Below are 19,172 nucleotides of genomic sequence, written 5' to 3' on the forward strand. Positions count from 1 at the left end.
AAAAATGGTTAAGAGAATCTTAATCCATAATTCCCCCGCTTTTAGTGATTTAGAGCTATATGTGCAAAAAGGCTTTAATGTTTTTAGTGGTGCGAGTGGCAGTGGTAAGTCAGTATTTATGGAATCTCTGCTTGCAATTTTTGGGATTAAAGAAAGCAATGCCGACCTCATTGAAGCAAACATTGAGATTGATTTGCCCACATTTGATTGGCTAGAATATGGCATTCCAAATGATAATGAAAATGAAATCGTTCTTAGCATTCTCAAAAAAGATAAAACACGTTATTTCATCAACCACGCATCAAGTTCCAAAAAAAAACTCTATGAAATAGTATCAGGCTTTGCAAAGCATATCAGCACAAAAGGTGCAGATGAACTCAAACCTGCAAATATTCTTAAGATTCTTGATTTATTTATCACGCGTGAAAATCCTACACACAAGGAGATTCTCAATCAGTTTCAAACAGATTATCAAGCATTATGCCAAGCCCACAAAAAATTAAGTGATATACAAGCTCAAGAGGCAAATATTGCTAATTTAAAAGAGTTTGCAGCATTTGAAATTGCCAAAATAGAATCTATAAATCCAAAAGAGGGCGAATACGAAGAGCTTATTACCCTTAAAAAAATGCTCTCCAAGCAAGAAAAAATCAAAGAGCAAATATATAAGGTGCGTCAAGCACTTGAACTCTCACGCGGTTTTGAAGAATTTTTGGGGCTTGTGGATAAAAGCTGCCCCAATCTTATTGAAGGCTTAAATGAATTTGAAGCGATTGTCCAAGCCCAAGAAGAGCGTTTGGAGGACTTAGCAGAGATTAATCCTGAAGAAATATTAGATAAAATTGCCGCACTCTCCGAGCTTAACCGCCGATTTGGTGGCATTAAAGAAGCACTAGCATACCTTGAAGAACAAAAGCAAAAACTCCAAGAATATGAAAATCTCAGCTTTGATAAACAGCATTTGCAAAAGCGTGTAGATGAACTTTCCCTAGAATGCAAAAAAAATGCCCAACTGCTTCATACAAACCGCGAACGCTTTGCGCCGCAATTTAATGCTTTGCTTCAAGAATTATGCGCAGAGCTTAGGTTAAACCAAAGCAACATAAAAATAGAAAATGTGAAAATGAATGAAAGTGGGGAAAGCTTATGCGAAATAAAACTTGGCAATAGTAGTGTAGATGTGCTCTCCTCTGGGGAATATAATCGCTTACGACTTGCGATAATGTGCATTGATACGCAACTTGAACCACGCAGTGGGATTTTAGTGCTTGATGAAATTGATGCGAATCTAAGCGGAGAGGAAAGTGAGGGTGTAGCGAAGATTCTTAAAACGCTTTCCCAAAGCTATCAAATCTTTGCTATTTCTCATCAAACGCATATGCCCTCTTTGGCAGATAATCATTATCTTGTGCAAAAACAAGGAGAAAAAAGCATAGTTACAAAGCTTGATGAAGAGGGCAGAGTGCAAGAAATTGCGCGCATTATTAGTGGAGCAAAAATTACTGCACAAGCACTTGAGTTTGCAAGAGCACATTTAAAAACTTAGCTATTCCATTAAAGGCAGGGCATTGAATCTCGCATTATTAAAGGGTATAAGCACATATCTGCAAAATATGGAAAACATCTTATGTTTTAAACGCAAAGAAATAAACCTCTTTATGCTCCTCTGCCAAGATAAACAAGGCAATAAACATAGAATCTATTTTGATATGACGCGCTCTCAAAGTGGTGCATTTATAAATGAGCAAGAAATACTCAATACGCAAGAGTTTAAAGCCCCATTTGATAATAAACTTGCTCGTTGTGCTACTTATGCGAAAATAGAACAAGTGCGCGTAGATGGAGAAAATAGAATCTTACAGATTCTCATAAGCCAAAAGGGGCACTACAAACTCCAATATTTTTGGCTCATATGTGAATTTACAGGAAAGCATACAAATGTCATAATATGTGATGAAAGCTTTGTAGTTCTTGAAGCATTGCGACACATTCCACTTAGTAAATCGTGGCGTGAAGTGCGTGTAGGCAAAGTGCTTCAACCTCTACCTCAACCCTCCAAAAAGCCATTTCCACAGGAAATCCCCTCACTTAGTCAAACGCTCGACTTGCTTCATCGTGCATATGTGGAGAGATATTGCCAATCTCACAATACCAAAAAACAAGCTTTGCTTAAATCCCTGCACACAAAAAAAGAGAATCTCCTGCAGATGCTTCATACTCTGCCAAAATATGATGAGCTTTTAGCATCTGCAAAGCAATACGCACACTATGGTGAAGTGCTTTTTGGCTCATTGCATCTTTTGCCAACGCATAAAATCACCTCATCGCATTTATCCTTGCAAGATTTTGATGGCGGAGTGCTAGAGATTGAACTTCCTGCTTTTGCTAGAGATTTACAAGAAGCTGGAAATTGGTATTTCACTCAAAGCAAAAAATACCATAAAAAAGCTCAACATCTCCATAAACAAATAGAGAATCTCCAAGATAAGATTGATTTTCTCTCTGATAAAATTGCACTTATAGAGCAATGCGATGAGTTAAGTAATATATTTGCCACTCAAGATAAAAAGCCCAAAACCAAAGATAAATCTACGCAAACAAAGGATATAGAGAGTTTTTTTATTGAGGGATTCAAAATTAGTGTAGGACGCAATGCAAAGGAAAATCAACGACTTTTAGAATCTGCAAAGGCTGATGATTTGTGGTTTCATATTAAAGATGTGCCAAGTGCACATTTAATCATACATTGTGGGAAAACAATGCCCACAAATGCCGTGATTGAAAAAAGTGTGGAGATTCTTGTAGGGCTATATGCAGTGCGTAAAGGTGGTGGTGATTTTGTAGTGGATTATACCAAGCGGCGATTTGTCAAACCCGCGCAGAATGCACAAGTAACTTATGCCAAGCATAAAAGTATAAAATATAAATATCCATAGGGATTGTTTTTATAGATGAAATAGACCACTACAACCCAACTTATGCCATATGCTAGAGAATATTAACACTCTTTGAGATTCTTCATCTTGTGCTTGTAATTCTATATTGAGTGTCTTTTTGAAATGGTTTGATTGTTGGATTATCTCTCTTAGATTCTAATACATCTGTGTAGAGATAGCCATTCCCTAATACTTTACCTTGCGAATCTTTTGGTATTGGTATTTCTTGATTCTTATTTTTATTACCAAATAACATCATCGTAATAACATTTCTAAAATTATCTGCTAGGAGCATTGTATTCCTTATGCTACGGCATATCAGGCAATTCTTGTTCTATGTTATCAAGAGCAGTTTGTGTGATTTGCTCAAAAGTTCTTTGGTAGTCTTGAATTGCCTTTTGTGGTAGATTCTGTTCTTGTGTTACATATCGTGCTAAATCATCAAAAATCTGCATATACAAATTACAACTTGCCTCAAACTCCAAACCATCAAGACGATTGCATACGTTGATAACATCTTGTAAATGATAGGTTACTTCAAAGCCTAGTGTATCACGCAAGGTTTGTAAATTTGTGGTGCTTAAAAAAGCAATGATTTTGTAATGCAGAATAGAATTTAGCGAATTCATATCAGTGGCTATGTGTTTTTTAGCTATAAGTTCCGCAGTAGTGGCTTTAAGATTCCATATTGCAACATAGTAGCAACTTTGCTCTTCACTATAAGTCTTATCATTATTCTGCGAATCTTGCAAGTTCGCATTATAAGTATATTGCAGCTTTTCGCATTCCTCTTGTGTTAAATTGTTTAGGGAATCCAGTGTAGCTTTATTAATAAGATTTTCCAATACAGAATCTAGTAATACAATATTTGCATTCTCTTTTATTGGCATACTCAAAGCATAACACCCAATAAAGCTATATAGTAACAATATTATTATTCTTTCTTTTTCTTTACTCCTCATTCCGCCTTTACCTCCAATTCCTCGATTATACAAGTTTATTTATAGCCTTTGTTGGGATAACAATAATTCTCTTTAAATCTCATTATCATATAGAGTATTTCAAGCAAAGAGAGCAACAAAGATAATAAAACTAATGGGATTTGCGATATTCTAAAATCATTGCATAGGCTTCATCTTTGAGGCGAAGCTTTTGTTTTTTGAGCACCTCAAGCTCCATATCACTCATAAGTTCCTCGCCATCTTCAATCTTTTTAATTCTATCATCAAGCTCATTATGCTCATCAAAAATCTTTGCAAAATGCGCATCACTTGTTTTGAGCGCAGTAACCTCATCTCTATATTCGTGAAACATCTTCTACTCCTTTGGGGCAAATTCAATACTTTATTATAGAATATTTTCAATAATAGCGCATTTTTTTACTCTAAAATCATACTACTTTTTAAAATCTCCAACAATACAACAGAATCTAGCTTCTATAATCAGCATTAATATCTATATAGCGATAGCCCAAATCACAACCATAAGCGACAAAATGTCCCTCACCTATGCCCAAATCACAAGTGATTCTAAAACTTTCTTGTTTCATTACAGCCGCTGCCCTTGCTTCATTCTCTTTATCAAAACATATCTGCCCCTTATCAAATACTACCACAGAATCAAAGGCGATTCTCAAACTTTCCTCATTGCATTCTACACCACTTGCACCGATTGTTGAGGCAATTCTCCCCCAATTTGGATCTTCCCCATAAATAGCAGTTTTTACCAAAAGTGAATTTGTAAGGGCTTTTGCAGCACATATAGCTTGTGATTCATCTCTTGCGCCACACACTTCAAAGGCTACAAGCTTAGTAGAACCTTCGCCATCTCTTACCATATCAGTAGCAAGTTTGTGCATAATCATTTTCAATGCTTCTTTGAAAGCCGCTTCATTATATACCCCACTGCGTCCATTGGCAAACAAAAATACGGAATCATTCGTGCTCATATCGCCATCTACACTAATAGCATTAAAGCTTGTCTTGGCGCATTCACGCAAGATTCTATCACCTTCATTTTGAGGCACAAGTGCATCAGTTGTGATAAAACAAAGCATAGTTGCAAGAGCAGGTTGTATCATACCTGCTCCCTTTGCCATAGCCCCAATACAAAAGCTCTCACCATTATCAAGTCGAACCCTTAATGCGATTTCTTTACTAAAAGCATCTGTCGTGCGTATTGCATCGGCAGCACGAGTGTGAGCATTTTCACACTTAGCATTAAAATCAAAGGAGGCAAAAGAAGCAATTATTTTCTCTTTAGGGAGATACTGCCCGATAACGCCTGTGCTTGACATTATAGGGTTTTGTATAAAGGGAAATTTTTGCGTAAGTGATGATAAAATATCGCACACATCTTGCACCCCTCTCTCTCCTGTCATCGCATTTGCATTTTTGGTATTAATAAGCACGAAATTACTCTCTTTGCCTTTTATAAAGTGTTTAAAATGCGTTATGGGAGCTGCTTGAAAACGATTACTCGTAAAAAGTGTAAAGGGCTTGAGCACATCTTCACTATATAAAAATGCTACATCAAGTGCGGGAGCACCATTAGGAAGTGGAGGCTTTAATCCCGCACTTACACCATCTGCGTAGAATCCTTGTGGCGCATTGACACCACCTTTAATAGGAATAATCTCAAACATAATCAACCTCTCTTGGTTTTTGCTTTTTCATAATCAAACGTTTGGTAGCACGAATATTTTCACTTGTGCCAATCACAAGGAGTTTGCATTCGCTTGAAACAATTGTATTACCATTTGGCATAGTGATATAAACGCCATCTTTTTGCGTTAGTCCCACCACAGATACATTTGTAACATCGCGGAAATGTGCTTCTTTAAGCTTTCTTAGCACAAGCCACGAATAACGTGGCACGATAATTTCTTCCAAATCAAGCGGCGTATCACGTTGATATAAAAACCGCTCAAGGAGATTCTCCATATCAGGACGCACTGCCATTGCAGAGATTCTCTGTGCCATAAGCTTAGAGGCAGAAATTACGGCATCACAGCCTATTTTTTTAAGCTTTTTGCTCTCTTCTTGAGAATTAGCGTTAGCGATAATATAATAAGGCTTTCTTCTTAGCTCTTCTTCAAAGATACGTGCACTCACCACCATAGTAATATTATCCGCAGGATTCTTAGAAAAGCTTATGATACCTTTTGCACTTGAGAGGTGAGATTTGAGCATAGCTATATGCGTATGTGGGTCATCAATAATGTAATAAGGATACTTATGCTTTTGGGCTTGGACTTCAAAATCAGGAGAATTATCCACCACGACAAAGGGAATATGAGCTTCTAAAAACTGCTGGGCAAGTTCAGTAGTAAATTCATTGTGATAGCAAATCACATAATGATTTTGCAAACGCGCAATTTTATATACCATTTTTTGCTCCTTAATTAATCTAATAAGAGTGCCATTATTCACCACACTCATAATAAATGCCACGCTAAAAGTTACAACTCCCGCTCCACACACCATTAAAATGACGGTGAAAAAAATAGTGATTGTGCTAAATTCATTTTCTTTTAATGAGCCAAATCCTGTATTTGTAAAAGTATAAGAAGTTTGAAAAAATGCCTGCATTAAATCATAATCTTCTAATGCTAAATACCCTAATGTGCCAAAAAGAAGAAAAAATTGAACAAGAATAAGCGGAAGTCTAAAGGGTTTGAGCTGCTCGTAGAGCTCACCAGCTAAAGAAATGTCTGGTTTCGGGGTATTGCCCCAGTGAAGAAATTTCTTAAATCTTGCAAACAAGATAGATAAAGCTCAGTTTAAGAATATTTTTTTATCGTTCGCAATGTGGAAGCAGCAACTTTTACTCTTACACTTGTTCCATCTTCAAGTTTAAGTCGAATACTGCGAAGATTAGGCAAAGAACGCTTTTTTGTTTTGTTATTTGCGTGACTTACATTGTTTCCAACCATAGGACCCTTACCTGTGAAAAAACATTTTCTTGCCATAACAGACCTTTTTTATAAAATTAAATAAGCTATGCATTTTAGTAAAAATTACCCCAAAACTACCTTAAACTAATCAATAAGCACGCTCATACCTACGCGTAAGCCCTCAATAGGAGTGGTAGGATATGCTTCAACTTCAAATGTTTTCACATCATAACCTTTAGACGCACTTGTGGCTCTCCAAGTAGCAAAATCTCCCATAACAGAGACAAATTCTACTCTAAATTCTGCTCTTTTATCCAAAGCGGGGATAAATGCTTCAAAAGTCGCACCTTTAGTAAAATCTTTTAAACGATATTCGGGAAGATGAAAGACAATCCACGCATCATTCATATCAATCATCAATGCCACAGGGAATCCACTAGGTGCAAGCTCACCTTCGTGCAGTAAAACATTGCTTACCTCTCCATTTGTTGGTGCAATAGCTTGAGTATCTTTAGCATAGCTTTCAACTTCATTTACTTGTCCGGCTGCCGCATCCTCTTTGGCTTGTGCAGCTATTTTTGTCTCGGCACTTGCGCCATCAAGAGCAATTTTGTATTGTTGATAGGTTACATTTTCATTATGCTTGGCAGTAGTGTAGTTTGCATATGCTTCATCACGCCTTTGTTGGCTCACTACACCATCTTTATAAAGGGATTCTATGCGTTCATAAGTGCTTTTAGCAAGGTTCGCCATTGTTTTAGCACCTTGCCAAACATCTTTTGCTGATTGGATAGTCTCCACTCTTGCGCCTTGCTTCGTCTCTGTGCTTAGAGCTTTTGCTGCTTGATACCCAGCTTTTGCTTGTTCAAGCTTAGCTTGCAACTCTGGAGAATCAATACTATATACCAAATCACCCTTTTTAAGCATATCTCCTTTTTTAACAAAGATATTTTCCACTCGTCCTGCAACCTTAGAGCTAATAGCGTATTCACGTGCTTGCACTTGGGCGTAGATTCTATTTTCCTTTGGCTCATAAGCACGACTAAAGCTTACCACGAGCCACAATAAAAATGCCAAAGCTATAACGACTAATGCTACAAGCTTGATATTTATTTTCATATCTTCTCTCCCATTTTTTGCTTAATTAAAAAATCCATAGAATCTTTCCACCTCTCCGCTTAAAGCAAGAAGTCGCGCAAGTGAAATTGCATAGCTATATGCTACACTCTGGCGCTCAATAAGAACAAGTGAGAGAGCATTTTGCGCATCACTTACTTCTGTGCTTGTGCTCATACCTTGCAAAAATGCCTTCTGACGCAATTTTAGATTCTCTTTGGCAAGCTCAACCGAAGAATCAAGACTAAAATATTGTGATTTATATGAAAGGACTTCATTATAAGTTTTTTCACAGAGCGTTTTTAAATCTTTTCTAGCTTGTGAAGTAGCGAACTCCGCTTGAATAGAAGCTATTTTGCTTGCTTGATATTTCTGGATTCTCCCATTAGGCGAAAGAAGAGACCACCTTGCACCTATACCCACATACCAATTTGGCATAGCTTTATCAAGCAAGGAGCTATTATCATTGAGCATATAACTTCCAAAAGCTCCTATTTCTGGTAAAAATGAAGAAAATTCAATATGCGAAAGTTCGTGCGTAGATTTAACTTGATTATCCATTATATGCAAGGCTGGATAGACTTCAAGTGTTTTATTTACAAAATAATCCACATTTTGTAATATCGCATCTTGTTTAATATCAATGTTTGGTGTTAATTCGAAAGGTGCATTATATTCTCTATTCAACATTGCATTAAATGCCATAACGGCAATATTGAGATTATCGCTTGCTTTTTGCACTTCAATCGTTGATTTATCATAATTTACTTGGGCTTGGAGTGTTTCTAAACGTGCAATTTGCCCTTTTTCTTGCAGTTTTTGTGCATTTTTATAATGCGTGAGATGTCCCTCATTTGCATCTTGGAGTGTATCAAGAATCTGATGGGCTAATACCACACCATAATAAAGTTTTGCACAATCTTCAAAAAGGCTTAACTCTTTGAGTTTAAGGGTAAGAAGTGCATCATCAAAGGCAATGTCAGAAAGTTTATTAGCAAAATGCCGCTTACCACCTGTAAAAAGCGGATACATAATATTAAGTGCACCAAAGATAATATTTTGATCTTGTAGAGTGATAGGTCGTGCGAGCAAGGGGGCAATACCGCCAATGCCACCAAGATTCCCAAGTTCAGAAGCATTAAAAAGATGTGTATTCATCGGTGATTGCAAATGTATATAAAATGCATCAAGTGAGACTTGAGGGAGGTAAAGCATTTTGGTTGCATTCTTGAGCTTTTCTTGTTTATCAACTGCACTCTGCGTAGATTTTAATCCATCATTATTTTGTAAAACTTGCTTATAGGCACTCTCTAATTCCAAATACTCTGCTTGTAGAGTATTCAAAGCTACCCCCACAAACAAGAATATCCATTTTTTCATTATTTGCCTCTTTATCGAAATTGCGTTAGAATCTATATTAGCGCAAAAATACCAACGATAAAGGAATATCGTGAAAAAGCTTAAGGCAATGCTTGATGCTCACTATATGCTTAAAAATACTTCTCAAGAGATAAATGCGCAAAATCCAGACCCTTTACTTGTGGCAAAAAAATACCAACACACGCCTTATTTTGCAGAAATTGCTCTTATATGTGCACTTCTCTCTTATGGAAATGCAAAAGCAATCGTGCAGATGCTCCAAAAACTTGACTTCTCACTTTTGCACTCTCGCACAAAAATACGCAATGCGACATTTCCTTATTATAGATTTCAAACAAGTGCAGATATTCAAAATATATTTGAATCTGTGGCTTGTATGCTTGAAAATGGTGGTTTGCTCACATATTTTCTTAAAGCTTATAAAAATCCTCCTGCACATTTTGCACTTTGGCATCAAAGTGCAAATAAAAACCACGCACACATTCTTTATAGTATTTATCATTGTATTGATGCTCTTTATTCTTTTTTATGTAAAGATGCTAAAAGTAAAGGGTTGCATTTTGCATTTGGCACATCTTATAGCGTCCATATAAATACTTATGGCGCATTTCCCACTGGTGCTTGTGCATTAAAACGTTGGAATATGCTCCTACGATGGCTTGTGCGCAAAGATGAGATTGATATTGGTTGTTGGCAAGAGCATATACCAACTTCACACTTAATATTGCCTCTTGATACTCATACTTTTAAACTTTGCCTTAAGCTTAAGATTCTAAAACGCAAAAGTTATGATTTACAAAGCGCACTGCAAGCCACTGATACTCTTGCAACTTATTGTGAAAATGACCCTGTGCGCTATGATTTTGCCCTCTATCGCATAGGACAAAGCAAACAAGATATATGTGAGGATTTATTTATCTAATATCCTATCACTAAAATCTTTGCAAAGAGCCGAGGAAAGTTTGCAAGAAATTTTAGGATTTTTTTCAAGGGTAGGCGGCTCAAGTGTAAAAGTAAGATATTCTATACCAATATGGGCAATAATCTTGCTTCCTTGCACACTAAAAGCACACTTTGAAGTATTGCTTTTCTCCAAATGCTTTAAAATACTTTGTGCTTGAGTATAATCTATCACATCTGCACGAATAAAAGCATCTGCATAATACATACTCAAAGCATTTTGCGTATGGGCAAGTTGAGATTTAAGGCGAGAGATACATTGTTTATGTGCAATATGCCCCATATATCGCACCCCTACACTCATAATAATGGCGATGATAATAATGACACATAATATTTCAAATGAGCTAAATGCTCCTCTGTTAGAAAATTGCATTTGAGGTGCTAAGCGGCACTTCTCGCCTCATCTTATGTCGCTCAAGTAATTTGGTGCATAAAGTAGAATCTGCTTTGGGTTGAATAAAAAAGATAATTTTACCATTTTCTTGCATAAGCGTTATGCAATCATTTTGTGTATCAAGCACACCATTTTTGGCAAGTCGCACACCATTATTTTGTGCTATCCAGCGCGAATGACTAAGGCCAGCAAGTTCAAGCATTTTTACTCCATCAAGAGTAGAGGGTTCAATATTTTGACTAAAAACTTCGCGCTGAATTGCATTAAGCGCTCCAATAATATCATTTTCCACTGCAATAAGTTGAGCATCAGAACGTGTGAGTGAAAGTCGTGGCAACGCAATGGCGGCAAGAATCCCAAGTATAATGATAACAAATACAAGCTCCATCATACTAAATGCTCCACACTTTGTGCGTATATAGTGAGCATATCTCATACTTATTCCTTATTTTTTAAAATCTTCAAGCATAAAGGGTGGCAAAATAAAATCAATTACACCTTGTCCTTCAAGTCCATTGCTGCCAGAATGAAGTATAAACCTCATCAATACGCCCTTAGGGACAAGTGCACGAAATGAAGGACAAAGATAAGTTGCAAAACTCTTTAAATCAGGTTGATGTCCTACAATAAGCGCATTTTGTGCTTTTTGAAATGATTTTTTTTCTATAAGCTTCATATATCCCTCAAGTCCGCAATCAGGAAGAATCTCATCACACAGAATTATAGAATCCGAACGCACATATTTGCTTAAGGGTTTAAGCGTTTGCTGTGTGCGTTTAGCAGGTGAGCAAAAAATGACATCAAAGTGCAAATGTTGTGCAGCTAAATGTGCTATATGCTTACTTTGAGTTTTACCAAGCTTACTTAATGGACGAAAAATATCACTTTTATCTTTTTTATTGTTGAGTCGGTATTCTTCCCTACTTATTGTATCGGCGTGGCGCAAAAGAGTAATTGTTTTCATAAAATGCTCCTTTATTTGTGGGCTAAAATCATTTCACACATCATCATTACAAAATCAGCACTGCGTTTTGCCGAGCTTACCAAAAATTCATCAAAGCTTACATCGGCGTTTCCATCAGCACTATCACTAATGGAGCGTAAAATACAAAATGGCACAGCAAGCAAATCGCATACTACAGCTACAGATGCTCCTTCCATTTCTACTGCATCAGCTCCAAAATGCTGGATAATCCACTGCTTTTTTTGAGAATCAGCTATAAAAGCATCACCTGATGCAATAGTGCCTTCTTTAAGTTTAATGCCTTGATTCTTTGCAATCTCACGTGCAATGCTATTGAGTGTAGCATCAGATTCTATAAAAATTTTGCTCTCAGGAATAAAACCCAATGGGTGTCCAAATGCACTAATATCTACATCATATTGACAAAGTTTTTGCCCCAATATTAAATCACCCACTTTCAAATCTGCACTCAAACCGCCTGCTACACCACTAAAAATAATTTTCTCGCAACCAAAATGTAAAATCATTGTGCTTGATGTCAAAGCGGAATGAACTTTGCCAATTTTGCTATAAGCAACAAAAATTTTGTGTTCACCTCTTTGAATTTCATAATAAGTATTACCGCCCACTTGTCTGCCCTTATAATCACCAAAGAGCTCAAGCAAAGGTGTAATCTCTTCAATCATTGCCCCAATAATACCAAGCGTCATAGATACTCCTTTATTTAAACTCCACCCTTAATGCTATCAATACATTCCTTCAAGCTTGCAAGATTCTCAATATTCCAAGTAGGTAGAGTGCTTAAGCGCTTATTTAATCCCCGCAATACACTGCCATTACCAAATTCAATAAAAGCATCAACCTCATCATTAAGCTTAAGAATAGATTGCTTATAAAGCACAGGGTGTGTAAGCTGTTTGCTTAGTAATGATTTTGCTTGTGCCTTTATATTATAAGTTTCAAGTGTAGCATTTGAAAGAATAGGTGTGCTTAGATGCTCATTCAAGCTTTCATCTAAAAGCTGTGTGAAAGCTGGTAGAGCTGATTCTAGCATAGGACAATGGCTAGCAACCGACATAGGAAGCAAAAGTACCCGCTTTGCACCAAGTGCTTTAAGGGTAGATTCTGCTTCACTTAAGTCTTTTTTACACCCTGCAAGTACAACTTGTCCATTGCCATTATAGTTTGCACACCAAATGCTTTTACCATTTTTTTGTGCTTCTTGCGAAAAATCCTCAAGTTTTTTATCCTCCACGCCTACAATAACCATCATTCCTGCATCTTTGCCTTCACACGCCTGTGTCATAAGCTCTCCACGCTTATGTGTAAGTTTTATCCCTTGTGAAAAACTCATACCTTCAGATAATACTACTGCACTTACTTCACCAAGAGAGTGCCCCATAGCCACTTTTGGCATTAATGGACATTCGCTTTGAAAAACACTATGAGCAATAGCACTGACAAGAAAAATTGCTGGCTGAGTATATAATGTAAGGTTAAGTTTATCATTTTCTTCAAAAAGAAGATGTTTCATATCTAAACCCAAACTATCAGATGCTTCCTCAAAAAGCTCTTTTGCCACAGCAAAGTTATCATAAAATTCCTTGCCCATACCTATTTTTTGGGAGCCTTGTCCGGGAAAAATAAATGCGTATTTCATCATAATCCTTTAAGCCTAAAATGAAAAGAGAGGATTCTAACATTACTTTGCTTTATTTGTCTTTTGGTATCTATGAAAATTTTATTTTCACTTTGCCTATCCTTTAAGTGGCGTTAAGTGTAGTTTTATCATTTTTCCCCTACAATAGCGTTCTTTTTTTATATGGACAGGTGGGTGAGTTGGCTGAAACCACATCCCTGCTAAGGATGCATAGCCGCAAGGTTATCGAGGGTTCGAATCCCTCCCTGTCCGCCACCTCTTTACAGAATCTAAAATTCATTAAGAATCAAAAATTTATAACGCAAACTCTCTACATCGTGTTTTAATCGCCTATTTTCATCAATAAGCATAGCATACTGGGTTTGAAGATTTGCAATCTCTTTGCTTAAATAATAAATATTGCTAGAGAGGTAGATTTTTGGCACGCTTATTATCAGCACAAAAAGCATAATATAACCAGCAACTTTAAGTTCATACCAACCCAAGCCTTGTGTATTTTTCTTTGAAAAACTATTTTCTTTTTTACCATCTTCGCTTTGAATGGCATTTGCAATCTCTTCTTTTTCCCATTCGCTCACACGCGATTTAGGAAGAATAATATCATCAAGACGCATAGTTTTATAATTTTCACTATTCATTTATACTCCTTTATCTTTAGAACTCTTTAATTCAAAAATTCTTAATTTTGCGCTACGAGAACGCTTATTTTGCGCTATCTCTTGTGGGGTTGGGATAATTGGCTTCTTAGTAAGAATCTGCCCTTTAGCGTGATTATTGCCACACTCGCACCTTAAACTTTCTTCTGCGCAAATGCACGATTTGCTCCATTGTTTAAAACATTGCTTAATGATTCTATCTTCTAGAGAATGAAAAGAGATGATTCCTACCCTACAAGATGCAATTTTGCCCTCATCAAAAGCAAGTTCTATGTTATGGAGCAATCGCTTAAGCTCGCCTAGTTCATCATTAACCTCAATGCGTAGTGCCTGAAAAGCTAGTGTCGCTGGATGTATACCTCCAACACGAGGAAAATGTTGCTCAATAAGTGTACTTAATTCTAAGCAAGAGCTAAAAGGCTTTTTCTTGCGTTCGTATGCAATAATCTCTGCGAGTTTTTTACTCTGGCGCACTTCTCCATAGATTCTGAAAATCTCTTCTAAACGAATAGGCGAATAAGTATTAATCACTTTTGTAGCATTCAAGTCTGCTCGTGTATCCATACGCATATCAAGCGTGGAAGAGACAAAGCTAAAGCCACGTTGCGTTTCATCAAGCTGCATAGAGCTTACACCAATATCAGCAATAATGCCCCTTACACGAGGCAATACCACATTTGGCACAATGTCTAAAAATTGAGAAAAAGCATTATGACAAAAATGAATGTTTTGCAAATAAGGTTTTAATCGCTCTTTGGCAAGATTAAGTGCATATATATCTTTATCAAAAGCATAAACTTCAATATTTGGATAAGCCTGCAATGCCCCAAGAGTATGCCCTCCAAAGCCCAAAGTGCAATCAATCAAGATAGAATCTTCTCTCAAACAATCCAAAGCCTGTATCATTTCATTTTTTAAAACTGAATAATGTTTCATTATACTCTATTAAGGCTTGAAATAATCAAATCGCAAATGGTTCTCAAGAATAATTTGATGTTCTTTATAATCTGAATTTTTTAAACTTATCACTATCACAAAATAAATTTGTTTGCTTTTCTCATCAAGTTCCATTTTAAGCGGCAACTCTACACGCGCAAAATAAGGCATTGTATTTGCCCATAAAATAAAATCTTCAATACTCTGTGTAGTAGGTGCATAACCGATAACTTGGTATCTTGTATCAAGAATATCTTGTTCGCGCGTGGTATTGAGCTTTTTTACTTCTACTTCTGTGAAATAATCTTGCAATAAAGCTTGTAGTTTTGCTTCATCGCCTTGATTATGAAGGCTTAAGAGCATCTTATAATGTTGGATAGAGAGTGTTTTAAGTTGTGCTTCTATAGCTTGATAATCTTTATTGATTTGGTTAAAAGCAATTTTTGATTTTTTACTCTCAAGAGCTTGTTTTTTATATTCATTAATTTGAGGCAAAAGAATCTTGCTCACACAAAAAACACAAATGGCTGCAAATACCAAAAACCACACAAAGTTTTTAAGCGCAAATTCTAAACGAAAATCGCTATTCATCACTTTGCTCCTTTTTGTCATTTTTAAGAGGTTTAAGTGTAGGATTCGCCTTGCTCACAGCAACAAAATTAAACCACCCGCTTACAAGAGGATAAAATTCTACTCTTACCTGCGTAAAAATTGCACGCAAAGGAGCTTCCAAAAGAAATTTATAGACTTCCTTTGAAGGTGTTAAACCTTTCATTATAAGAGAATTATAATTTAACTCTATACTTTTAGCTGTGATTTGGTCTGGAATGAGTTTAAGAAGATTTGATAACCCATCTTTAAGCATTTTATTTTGTGTTTGTATATTCTCGCCCATTGTTATTTCATAATCTAGTCGCTCTATATAGTCCTTAATTACAATAGTTTTAAGCTTGATGTTTTGAATATTTTCCTCAATATGAGTTTGTTCATTGATTTTAGCAATAATTTGCTTTTCCAATACCTTTGCAAAACCACAAATACATACCACAGCCAATATACTATATACAAACCAAATTTTTGTATAACGTTTAAAAATACTCTTAGGTTTAGGGCGTATGAAACTATAAGCCATATTTTAACCCCTATTATCTTTAAGCTCGGCTTTAGCAAGATCAATAAGAGCATCGGGAATATGAATTGAGCGCACTTCCACTTCAATCATAAGCGTATTACGGATATGGGCAACTGCTTGTTCTGTCATACCATAAGTATCCAAAAGCACGATAGTTTCTATAAATTGTGTGCTATTATAGATAGGATTGCTATAAAACTCATTAATAGAATTTTTGAGAATCTCTGTTGCATTTGAAGCTCGCGCTAAATCCCTTAATCCTTCCAAACGAGACATTTCAGCCTCTTGTTGTTTTTGAGAATCTATCTCTTGGGGCGTAAATTCCTTGCGAATAAGCTCTTCATCTAAATCTTCTAGTTCACCTATTTCTTTTAGCTCATCAATAGAACCAAGTATAGAATCCAAATCACTCATTTCTTTCGCTGAATGTATCTCAAGCATAGAAGCACCTTTATCTTCATTGTTCTCCAACTCACCACCAACCATAAAAAACCCGCCAAAATACACACCTTTTTTATCTGCTACAAAAAGCGTAATGCTTGCTCGCTCTTGTAATACATACAAGCGCACTTTTTCAGTAAGTCGCCCCTTAATACTCTCATATACAAGCACAAATGGAGAAAAAAGATAATCCAATCCCAAAGCACGAATAAACTTTACGCGATTTTCATCAACAGCCAGCTGTTGGATATAAAAAAGCCAATGATTAGGCATTTCAATAATATGTGAAGTCTTAGCATTAACGCCAAATTTAATCAACTCACCCTTTTTAGAACAATTTGCCAAACCCTGATTATAAGTCTTACTCATTGCGCTCAAATAGGTAAAAGGATATTTTCGTTTATAATCAGCAATCAACTTTGCTGCCTCCATAGGCAATTCTTTATTTACAATTTTAAATTCCTTGCTTACACTGCTTTTAACGTGTCCATTCTTAAGCACAACAATTTTGAGCGAACAAACTTTGGCGTCGAGATTCACGCCGATTAAAACCGTAGAAAAAAAAGGACGAAGCAAAAACTTTAACAACTTACACACCCTCACATATTTACAATTTTTATCAATTTTAGCAAAACTTTGGTGAAGTTTGAATCAATTATAAGCATTTAGAGTTCCTTTTCTAAATGTAAGCGCACTAAATTTTTTGCATCTTGTAAATTCATATTTTTATCAATGACAAAACCATCAAGCATATGATAATCAACCCGCGAAAATGGTTTAGGAATACGAAATTTATCCCAAGTTTTTAACTCCCAATAACGACTATACACTACGCGTATAGGGACAATATACCGCTCAGTTTTTTGACTCATCACCACTATGCCATCAGATATGGAATGATAAGGTCCTTTTGGTCCATCAGGAGACATTCCTATATCGCACCCTCCTTTAAGCAGCTTCAAGGCTTCCATTAATACACGCAAACCACCTTTTGAAGACGAACCGCGTAAAGTTTTTAAACCAAAAAGTGCAATAACACGCACCATAAGTTCAGCATCAAAATGATGAGATTGCACGATATAAAAACCCTTATCACGCTCCTTACTTACAACCTTTTGGAATCTCTTATATAAAAAAGGCAACATAAGAAGTTCTCCGTGCCAAAATGCACCAATAAAATTGTGCTCTTTTGCGTGCTCATTGATATGAAATCTATGTCGTGTAAGAGCATATAAAATACGCAATGCAGCATACATAATGGGTGGAGCGATTTTAATAAGTATCTGACGTTTTCTCTCACGACTTAGCATAAGGCACCTTCTTGAATGTATATAGGATTTTGAAAATATTCCTTAGAAGCAAGTGCTTCGCTAAGACTTAGTTCATTTATAAATCTCCCCATAAGCCCACCACCTTCATTGTGTGTTATCTCTACTTTTACGATAGAACCAATCTCACATTTTTTATCTAAAATTTTAATCAGCTTATTGCTACTGCTACGCCCCTCACTCCAACACTGCCCCTCACCATTGTAGTGATTTTCAATAAGCACATTATGAATGCGTCCAATTTCAAGTTGTGCTTTTTTGCTAAGAATCTCTTTATGAAGATTTTGCAATCGTGCTAAACGCTCTTTTGCCACTTCAGGAGACACAAGCATACTTTTGTCATATTCAAACGCACTTGTATGCGGACGAGGCGAATATACAAAACTATAAAGCGTATCAAACTCTACAAGAGAAAGTACTTCCATCGTGTCTTCAAAGTCTTGCTCGGATTCGGTAGGAAATCCCACAATAATATCTGTGCCAATGCCAACATTAGGGACAAGGGACTTAAGTTTAGCAATTCTGTTAAGATACCATTGCTTATCATAACCTCTTCTCATCATTTTGAGAATCTGGCTTGAACCACTTTGTAATGGAATATGTATGCCTTTGGCAATTACAGGATTACTTGCAAATTCCTCTAAAAATTCATCGTCCATATGCAATGGGTGTGGAGAAGTAAAACGGATTCTGTATAAACCATCAATCTCGCTCAAAGCGCGTAAAAGCTGCGTAAAATTTGTTTTTGGGTGAGAGTGTGAAAATCTCACGCCATAATTATTGACATTTTGCCCTAATAAAAGTAATTCTTTCACACCACTTGCCACACATTTTTTTGCTTCAGATATAAGCAAATCTGTAGGAACTGAAATCTCTTTACCACGCGTAAAGGGCACAATACAATAACTACATTTTTTATCACAACCTATGGAGATGTTAAGATGCGCTTTAATACCCATACCTTGTGAAGAGGCAAACACATAAGTGCTATCATCATAATCAATATCTACCTCAACGGCTTTGGGACGCTCAAGCACTTGCGTTATTTTTGATACATTTCTTGCACCTAATACAAAATCTACACTTGGAGCTTTTTTGATAATTTCCTCACCCAAATGACTGGCTGTGCAACCACAAACACCGATTTTTGCCCCTGCTTTTTTTTCTTTGGCAAATGCTCCAATTTCAGAAAAAAGCTTTTTTTCTGGTTTTTCGCGCACAGAGCAAGTATTAATAAGAATCAAATCTGCTTGTTTAATATCATTTGTAAGAGTATAATGTTTTTTATCGCGTAATTCGGCAATCATATGCGCAGAATCGCGCTCATTCATTGCACAACCCAATGTTTGTATAAAAAGTTTCATTGTCTCA

At 36.4% G+C, this 19,172-nt stretch carries 23 protein-coding genes and 1 tRNA gene; 4 read left to right on the forward strand and 20 right to left on the reverse strand.

The genetic code is table 11. The features are described from left to right. Window positions 1-4: 4 nt before the first annotated feature. Both LS66_RS00190 and LS66_RS00195 read left to right on the forward strand, forming a co-directional pair. Window positions 5-1,546 carry an AAA family ATPase gene (locus tag LS66_RS00190; protein ID WP_034365008.1) on the forward strand — a complete coding sequence of 514 codons (1,542 nt, stop codon included), beginning with the start codon at window positions 5-7 and terminating at the stop codon, window positions 1,544-1,546. A 22-nt stretch (window positions 1,547-1,568) separates the two neighbouring features. Beyond that, window positions 1,569-2,936 carry an NFACT family protein gene (locus LS66_RS00195; RefSeq protein ID WP_034365012.1) on the forward strand — a complete coding sequence of 456 codons (1,368 nt, stop codon included), beginning with the start codon at window positions 1,569-1,571 and terminating at the stop codon, window positions 2,934-2,936. An 82-nt stretch (window positions 2,937-3,018) separates the two neighbouring features. Here LS66_RS00195 and LS66_RS00200 read toward each other — a convergent pair whose 3' ends face one another. From LS66_RS00200 to LS66_RS00235, 8 genes are all read right to left on the reverse strand, one after another. Further along, window positions 3,019-3,231, reverse strand: a complete 213-nt coding sequence (locus LS66_RS00200; protein WP_034365015.1) for a hypothetical protein — start codon at window positions 3,229-3,231, stop codon at window positions 3,019-3,021. A gap of 13 nt (window positions 3,232-3,244) precedes the next feature. Beyond that, window positions 3,245-3,826 (reverse strand): hypothetical protein, encoded by a 582-nt coding sequence (locus tag LS66_RS00205; RefSeq protein WP_236096948.1) that lies wholly within the window; start codon window positions 3,824-3,826, stop codon window positions 3,245-3,247. Window positions 3,827-4,028: 202 nt separating this feature from the next. Further along, complete coding sequence (locus tag LS66_RS00210) at window positions 4,029-4,250, reverse strand: YdcH family protein (RefSeq protein WP_011116132.1); 222 nt, start codon at window positions 4,248-4,250, stop codon at window positions 4,029-4,031. Between the two features lie 115 nt (window positions 4,251-4,365). Then, the gene (gene argJ, locus LS66_RS00215) at window positions 4,366-5,580 is read right to left on the reverse strand and encodes a bifunctional glutamate N-acetyltransferase/amino-acid acetyltransferase ArgJ (RefSeq protein WP_034365019.1); all 1,215 of its coding nucleotides are present in this window, start codon (window positions 5,578-5,580) and stop codon (window positions 4,366-4,368) included. Beyond that, complete coding sequence (locus LS66_RS00220; RefSeq protein ID WP_011116130.1) at window positions 5,573-6,700, reverse strand: TrkA family potassium uptake protein; 1,128 nt, start codon at window positions 6,698-6,700, stop codon at window positions 5,573-5,575. Before LS66_RS00220 ends, argJ begins: the two co-directional genes overlap by 8 nt. A gap of 17 nt (window positions 6,701-6,717) precedes the next feature. After that, on the reverse strand, window positions 6,718-6,906 hold the full coding sequence (gene rpmB / locus LS66_RS00225; protein WP_011116129.1) for a 50S ribosomal protein L28: 189 nt from the start codon (window positions 6,904-6,906) through the stop codon (window positions 6,718-6,720). Window positions 6,907-6,975: 69 nt separating this feature from the next. Continuing rightward, window positions 6,976-7,950, reverse strand: coding sequence for an HlyD family secretion protein (locus LS66_RS00230; RefSeq protein ID WP_011116128.1), 975 nt, complete (start codon window positions 7,948-7,950; stop codon window positions 6,976-6,978). A 21-nt stretch (window positions 7,951-7,971) separates the two neighbouring features. Next, window positions 7,972-9,327 carry a TolC family protein gene (locus tag LS66_RS00235; protein WP_011116127.1) on the reverse strand — a complete coding sequence of 452 codons (1,356 nt, stop codon included), beginning with the start codon at window positions 9,325-9,327 and terminating at the stop codon, window positions 7,972-7,974. Between the two features lie 70 nt (window positions 9,328-9,397). Between LS66_RS00235 and LS66_RS00240 the strand changes: the two genes are divergently transcribed. Further along, window positions 9,398-10,249, forward strand: coding sequence for a TIGR02757 family protein (locus tag LS66_RS00240; RefSeq protein WP_201273629.1), 852 nt, complete (start codon window positions 9,398-9,400; stop codon window positions 10,247-10,249). Here the strand turns inward: LS66_RS00240 and LS66_RS00245 are convergent. From LS66_RS00245 to fabD, 5 genes are read right to left on the reverse strand one after another with little or no spacing between them, the layout of a single operon-like run. Further along, window positions 10,238-10,663, reverse strand: a complete 426-nt coding sequence (locus tag LS66_RS00245; protein WP_034365030.1) for a hypothetical protein — start codon at window positions 10,661-10,663, stop codon at window positions 10,238-10,240. The two genes, LS66_RS00240 and LS66_RS00245, sit on opposite strands and share 12 nt — an antisense overlap. Beyond that, on the reverse strand, window positions 10,650-11,120 hold the full coding sequence (locus tag LS66_RS00250) for a prepilin-type N-terminal cleavage/methylation domain-containing protein (protein ID WP_052057261.1): 471 nt from the start codon (window positions 11,118-11,120) through the stop codon (window positions 10,650-10,652). The genes LS66_RS00245 and LS66_RS00250 overlap by 14 nt, the downstream gene beginning before the upstream one ends. A 9-nt stretch (window positions 11,121-11,129) precedes the next feature. Beyond that, window positions 11,130-11,648, reverse strand: coding sequence for a histidine phosphatase family protein (locus tag LS66_RS00255; RefSeq protein WP_011116124.1), 519 nt, complete (start codon window positions 11,646-11,648; stop codon window positions 11,130-11,132). Window positions 11,649-11,659: 11 nt separating this feature from the next. Beyond that, complete coding sequence (locus LS66_RS00260; RefSeq protein WP_034365032.1) at window positions 11,660-12,358, reverse strand: 5'-methylthioadenosine/adenosylhomocysteine nucleosidase; 699 nt, start codon at window positions 12,356-12,358, stop codon at window positions 11,660-11,662. A gap of 14 nt (window positions 12,359-12,372) precedes the next feature. Next, complete coding sequence (gene fabD / locus LS66_RS00265; protein ID WP_034365035.1) at window positions 12,373-13,308, reverse strand: ACP S-malonyltransferase; 936 nt, start codon at window positions 13,306-13,308, stop codon at window positions 12,373-12,375. Between the two features lie 164 nt (window positions 13,309-13,472). On the opposite strand from fabD, the gene LS66_RS00270 reads away from it, so the two are divergent. After that, window positions 13,473-13,563, forward strand: a tRNA-Ser gene (locus tag LS66_RS00270). A 14-nt stretch (window positions 13,564-13,577) separates the two neighbouring features. On the opposite strand, the gene LS66_RS00275 is transcribed toward LS66_RS00270, so the two are convergent. The 7 genes from LS66_RS00275 to miaB form a co-directional block, all read right to left on the reverse strand. After that, window positions 13,578-13,946: a hypothetical protein gene (locus LS66_RS00275; RefSeq protein ID WP_011116120.1), complete on the reverse strand. Its 369-nt coding sequence runs from the start codon at window positions 13,944-13,946 to the stop codon at window positions 13,578-13,580. Beyond that, window positions 13,947-14,900, reverse strand: coding sequence for a 16S rRNA (cytosine(1402)-N(4))-methyltransferase RsmH (gene rsmH, locus LS66_RS00280; RefSeq protein ID WP_034365039.1), 954 nt, complete (start codon window positions 14,898-14,900; stop codon window positions 13,947-13,949). 9 nt (window positions 14,901-14,909) lie between these two features. Next, on the reverse strand, window positions 14,910-15,491 hold the full coding sequence (locus LS66_RS00285) for a hypothetical protein (RefSeq protein WP_011116118.1): 582 nt from the start codon (window positions 15,489-15,491) through the stop codon (window positions 14,910-14,912). Beyond that, entirely contained in the window at window positions 15,484-16,032 is a 549-nt protein-coding gene (locus tag LS66_RS00290; protein WP_011116117.1) for a hypothetical protein, read from the reverse strand. The genes LS66_RS00285 and LS66_RS00290 overlap by 8 nt, the downstream gene beginning before the upstream one ends. A gap of 3 nt (window positions 16,033-16,035) precedes the next feature. Then, the gene (locus LS66_RS00295; protein WP_226989479.1) at window positions 16,036-17,070 is read right to left on the reverse strand and encodes a hypothetical protein; all 1,035 of its coding nucleotides are present in this window, start codon (window positions 17,068-17,070) and stop codon (window positions 16,036-16,038) included. A gap of 68 nt (window positions 17,071-17,138) precedes the next feature. Further along, window positions 17,139-17,783, reverse strand: coding sequence for a lysophospholipid acyltransferase family protein (locus LS66_RS00300; protein WP_011116115.1), 645 nt, complete (start codon window positions 17,781-17,783; stop codon window positions 17,139-17,141). Then, the gene (miaB, locus tag LS66_RS00305) at window positions 17,777-19,165 is read right to left on the reverse strand and encodes a tRNA (N6-isopentenyl adenosine(37)-C2)-methylthiotransferase MiaB (protein ID WP_034365046.1); all 1,389 of its coding nucleotides are present in this window, start codon (window positions 19,163-19,165) and stop codon (window positions 17,777-17,779) included. The genes LS66_RS00300 and miaB overlap by 7 nt, the downstream gene beginning before the upstream one ends. Between the last annotated feature and the right edge of the window lie 7 nt (window positions 19,166-19,172).

This window comes from Helicobacter sp. MIT 03-1614, assembly GCF_000762925.2.
Lineage (GTDB): Bacteria > Campylobacterota > Campylobacteria > Campylobacterales > Helicobacteraceae > Helicobacter_C > Helicobacter_C hepaticus.